Here is a 5,068-nt window from a genome sequence, read left to right on the forward strand (position 1 = left end):
GCCGCTGGTGGTTCAGCGCTCCTTCCAGCCGATGACCGCCCTGCGCGTGCTGGCATGCCTGGATGCCGACGGCTATCCCCTGGCCCTGCCGGCCCTCTCGCTCCAGCCGGCCGGCAAGAGCGCTATGGTTTGCCGGATCGACCCGAACGCCGAAGAGCTGGTGGGACTGCCGACCGGCGCTCCCGTGGCGGCCAACCTGCTGACCCTGGATGTCGTCTCCTTCCAGGTGAAGGGAGAATGGCTGGGATGCCGGCGGGTACTGGGGACGCCGATAGGGACCATAGCGGTGCAGGAGGTATACGCCGGCGGGCCTCCCATCCCAGGCCGGCGGGTAGCCTGACGTATCGGCCCCGGGCGCCAGAACGGCGTCCGGGGCATTTCGTTGCGCCGGCCTACCCCAGCCCCCGGACCCCACAAATTGCAATACAACTGCAATGTCAGACCGCCGATCCGGCGCTATAATATCCTTAAAACCCATAGCCTCTGACGAGGTCCTGCAGAGGTGAAAAACGCCCGGGGGCCTATATTTATTTGCCACAAATCAGCGCTAGCTTTGTGCGGTTTTCCGAAAGCCCCGGTGCGGTATCAGGTTCGCAGTAATGCCCGTATGATGGAGGCGCGGATCATGATGGATGATCAGCCATCAAAGGACGCCGGCGGGTTTCTGCGCCTGCTCAAGGTCCTCACTCCCGAGCAGGTGCTGGAAGTGGATCGCGCCCTGGCGGCCATCGGACCCTTTGGCGAAGTACGCCTGATCAAGGTCAAGGGGCGTTTGCGCTTCATCCAGCAGTTGGAAAGCCGTGACATGGTTCAATCCTCCAAACCCCGCTGAAGGTCTGCGGTTCAAGCCGGCCGGCTGGTCCATATCATCCGCCCAACACAGCATGATACTGGCACATGCACAGCCTTGGCAGAGGTGGGAAAATCCCGAGGGCTGTTTGGTCTGGGAATCATCTGAGCCAAAGGTCGAGGAACGGATACATGGAAGAAGTAGAACTGCGGCGGTACTGGTGGATCCTGCGCAAATGGTTGCTCCTGGTGCTCCTGCTGCCGATCGTGTGCGGTGCTGTCGCCTACGTGATCAGCATCCGCAGTACCCCCGTCTACAGTGCTTCTGCCACCCTGTTGGTCTACCGCACGCCGTCGGGCGACATCACGGATTACAACGCCATCGTCACCAGCGAGCGCCTGGCGCGCACGTATTCGACCATGATCCCCCGCCGGCCGGTCCTGGAAGCGGTCATCCAGCGCATGGAGCTGAACGAGTCCCCTGCGTCGCTCGCCAAACGCGTGCGCGTCAACCTGATACAGGACACCCAGCTCATTCAACTGGACGTGGAGGACGCTGACCCACAGAGGGCGGCGGACCTGGCCAATGCCATCGCGGAGGAGTTTATCCGCCAGAACAGCGCCCTACAGGAGGCGCGCTTCGCCGAGTCGCTGGAAAACATCAAGGCGCAGATCAGCGAGCTTTCCGGCCTGATGGAGCAGACCCAGCGCCAGTTGGAAGCGTTGAAAGCCGGCGGCTCCCAATCCGATCAGGCGGAGGTGGCGCGTCTGGAAGGCATTCTGGCCGGCTACCGCAACACCTATTCCGAGCTGGTGCAGACCTATGAGAAGATGCGCCTGAGCGCCGCCCAGACCATGGACAGCGTGACGCTGTTCGAGCCGGCCCAACCTCCCAGCGCGCCGGTTCGCCCAAAGCCGCTGAACACCGCGGCGGTGGCGGCGACGGCCGGCCTGGTGGCCGCCATCGCCCTCGCCTTCCTGGTCGAGTACCTGGACGATACCGTCAAGACACCTGACGAGGTGCGGGACAGCCTGGGTCTGGGCACGCTGGGCGCTATCCCTGCTATGAATGAGAACGGGAACGAGCTGATCGTCATTGACGATCCATCTTCCCTGATCACGGAAGCCTTCCGCAAGGTGCGCACCAACCTGTGGTTCGCCAGCGTGGACCATCCCCTGCACACCATCCTGGTCACCAGTCCCAGCCCGGTAGAGGGCAAGTCCTTCATCGCGGCGAATCTGGCCGCCGCCATCGCCCAATCCGGCAAAAGGGTCATCCTGGTAGATGCGGACCTGCGCCGGCCGCGCCTGCACCGCCTGTTCAAAATCCGTCCCGAAAGCGGGCTGACCCAGTCCCTGCTGGATGGGAACCTGCAGCATCATCTGCTGGAAAGCCCGGTGGAGAACCTCCTGCTCCTGCCGGCCGGCCCCCTGCCCCCCAACCCGACCGAACTGCTGGCCTCCCAGCGCATGGCCGATGCACTGGACGAGCTGGGCCGGCTGGCCGATGTGGTGGTGGTGGACACGGTGCCCGTCCTGCCGCTGGCGGACGCCCTGGTGCTGGCGCCCAAGGCCGACGGCGTGGTGCTGGTGATGGAGGCCGGCAAGACGCGCCGGGCGGCGGCGCGTCAGGCGGTGGAGAGCCTGGCCCATGCCGGCGCCAACCTGGTGGGAGCCGTGCTCAACAAGACGCCCGGGCGCGGCAGCGGCTATTATTACTACTATTACTACTATTACTACGACGATACGTACTACAACGGCAACGGAAAGGGACGCAAGGAGCGCCGGCGCCGCCGGAAGGAGCACCGCAGTACCAAGGCATCCCTGCCCTCCATTCCCGAGAATACCCATCCGCAATAACCATTCGGTCGTCATCCCCGCCGGCCGCGGGCCCGAATGAAATACCGCACCTTCCCCATCTGACAAGGCCCCTTGTCAGATGGGCGGAGCCTGCCCAGAATCCGGTCACCATCTACAATTGAGCCAAACACATCCCAAAGCCATGACGACGAACGTGGAGATTGAAACCATCGAGCAGACAGCAGTCGAGGAAGCGCCGGCCCAGCCGCAGGCGGAAGCGGAGAGGCCGGCGGTGCCGGTTATCGTCATCGAGCCGTCGCGCGGCTGGGTGGCGGTGAAGCTGAAGGAGCTGTGGGAGTACCGCGAACTGCTCTATTTCCTGACCTGGCGCGACATCCGCGTGCGGTATAAGCAGACCGCTCTGGGGGCGGCCTGGGCCATCATCCAGCCCTTTTTCAGCATGGTGGTGTTCTCTATATTTTTCGGCCGGCTGGCGAAAATCCCGTCCGAGGGGGTGCCGTACCCCATCTTTAACTACGCCGGCCTTCTGCCCTGGCAGTTCTTCGCCAACGCCCTGAGCCAGTCTTCCAACAGCCTGGTGGGAAGCGCTAACCTCATCCGCAAGGTCTACTTCCCGCGGCTGGTCATCCCCATTTCGGCGGTGCTGTCGGGGGTGGTGGACTTCGGCATTGCCTTCCTGGTACTGCTTGGGATGATGGTTTATTTCGGGGTACAACCGACGTGGGGCCTTCTGTTGTTGCCGGCCTTCCTCCTGCTGGCGCTTATCACCGCCCTGGGCGTCGGGCTGTGGCTCTCCGCCCTGAACGTGCACTACCGCGACATCAAGTACATCGTCCCGTTCCTGGTGCAGTTCTGGATGTACGCCACGCCGGTGGTCTATCCCAGCAGTCTGCTGGGGGAACCCTGGCGGACGATCTATGGTCTGAACCCGATGGTGGGAGTGGTGGAGGGCTTCCGCTGGGCACTGCTGGGCACCAACCCGCCGCAGGGGATGATCTTTGTCTCCGCCGGCGTCTCCCTGGCCCTCCTCATCAGCGGTCTGTTCTACTTCCGGCGCATGGAAAAGACCTTCGCAGACGAGGTGTAGGGAGTGCGGATCGCGGAATGCGAAATATGAATTGCGAATTGTGGAATGCGACTTGCGAAATTCACGATCCGAAATCCGACATTCACAATTCGCAACCCCAAATTCCTAAGGGAGCTTAGGTGAACAAACACGAGCTCGAAGAGCGAACCAAGGGTTTTGCAATTCGTGTCATTCGCTTTGTCTCCGCCCTTCCAAGAGGCAAGATCGCGGATGTCATGGGGTATCAGCCGTTGACGTGTGGGACCTCTGTTGGTGCGAACTATCGCGAGGCAAATCGGGCTGTATCCCGGAATGATTTCATCAACAAGATCGGGATCGTCGAGAAGGAAGCGGCGGAAGCTCGCTACTGGCTGGAGTTATTCGAAGCTTCTAACGTGGGAGAGCCGGCGGAGCGCGAGTGGCTGCTCCAGGAAGCCGGCGAACTGCTGGCGATCTTTACCTCCATCGGTAAGACTGCAAAGGCGAGAAGGTGATCCATTTCGAACTTCGGAATTCGAAATTCCCATTCCGCAATCCGCAATTTCGTGAGGTCGTATGTCCGATATAGCCATCCGCGTCGAAAACCTGTCCAAACTCTACCGCATCGGGACCGCCGGCCGGCCGCGCTACGAGACCCTTTACGACAAAATCGCCGACGCCGGCGGCCGCCTGCTGGACCGTCTGCGCCGGCCGCTCGTCACGCGTTCCGCAATCCACATTCCGCAATCCGAAATCGGCAATCCGCAATCCGACTACATCTGGGCCCTCAAGGACGTCTCCTTCGAAGTGAAGCGCGGCGAGGTAGTGGGCATCATCGGGCGTAACGGCGCGGGGAAGAGTACCTTGCTCAAGATCCTTTCCCGCATCACGGAGCCGACGGAGGGACGCGCCTATGTGTACGGCCGGGTGGGGTCTCTGCTGGAAGTGGGCACCGGTTTTCATCCGGAGCTGACGGGCCGCGAGAACATTTACCTGAACGGCGCTATCCTAGGGATGAGGAAGGTGGAGATCGACCGCAAGTTTGACGAGATCGTGACCTTTGCGGAGATCGAGAAGTTCATTGACACGCCGGTGAAGTTTTACTCCAGCGGGATGTACGTGCGGCTGGCCTTTGCGGTGGCGGCACATTTGGACCCGGAGATCCTGCTGGTGGATGAGGTGCTGGCGGTGGGGGACGCCGCGTTCCAGAAGAAGTGTCTGGGGAAGATGGGGGAGGTGGCCGGCGAGGGCCGCACGGTGCTGTTTGTGAGCCATAATATGGCGGCGGTGGAATCTCTATGCAGAAGAGCCTTTCTTCTTAGCCAAGGCCAGGTCGCGAATGTGGGAGAAGTTCACTCAGTTGTTGCTGAGTATCTGGAAATGATACACAATGACATAAAAAGATCCCAATGG

General features: G+C 61.6%; 6 protein-coding genes. All 6 read left to right on the forward strand.

Going from position 1 to position 5,068, the window contains the following annotated elements; genetic code table 11:
- The coding region (locus tag H5T60_11410; GenBank protein ID MBC7243040.1) for a hypothetical protein at positions 1–340 on the forward strand (340 nt) is incomplete at its 5' end.
- Between the two features lie 285 nt (positions 341–625).
- Positions 626–832: a hypothetical protein gene (locus H5T60_11415; protein MBC7243041.1), complete on the forward strand. Its 207-nt coding sequence runs from the start codon at positions 626–628 to the stop codon at positions 830–832.
- Between the two features lie 149 nt (positions 833–981).
- Complete coding sequence (locus H5T60_11420; protein ID MBC7243042.1) at positions 982–2,649, forward strand: polysaccharide biosynthesis tyrosine autokinase; 1,668 nt, start codon at positions 982–984, stop codon at positions 2,647–2,649.
- Positions 2,650–2,791: 142 nt separating this feature from the next.
- On the forward strand, positions 2,792–3,697 hold the full coding sequence (locus H5T60_11425) for an ABC transporter permease (protein ID MBC7243043.1): 906 nt from the start codon (positions 2,792–2,794) through the stop codon (positions 3,695–3,697).
- Positions 3,698–3,816: 119 nt separating this feature from the next.
- Positions 3,817–4,170: a four helix bundle protein gene (locus H5T60_11430; protein MBC7243044.1), complete on the forward strand. Its 354-nt coding sequence runs from the start codon at positions 3,817–3,819 to the stop codon at positions 4,168–4,170.
- A 61-nt stretch (positions 4,171–4,231) separates the two neighbouring features.
- Positions 4,232–5,068 (forward strand): ABC transporter ATP-binding protein (locus H5T60_11435; protein ID MBC7243045.1); only part of this gene is annotated, 837 nt, incomplete at its 3' end.

Source organism: Anaerolineae bacterium (assembly GCA_014360855.1).
GTDB lineage: Bacteria > Chloroflexota > Anaerolineae > JACIWP01 > JACIWP01 > JACIWP01.

Excerpts from the sequence above, each read along its gene's own strand:
- H5T60_11420 (MBC7243042.1), top strand. The coding sequence starts at position 982 with ATGGAAGAAGTAGAACTGCGGCGGTACTGGTGGATCCTGCGCAAATGG.
- H5T60_11425 (MBC7243043.1), top strand. The coding sequence starts at position 2,792 with ATGACGACGAACGTGGAGATTGAAACCATCGAGCAGACAGCAGTCGAG.
- H5T60_11415 (MBC7243041.1), top strand. The coding sequence starts at position 626 with ATGATGGATGATCAGCCATCAAAGGACGCCGGCGGGTTTCTGCGCCTG.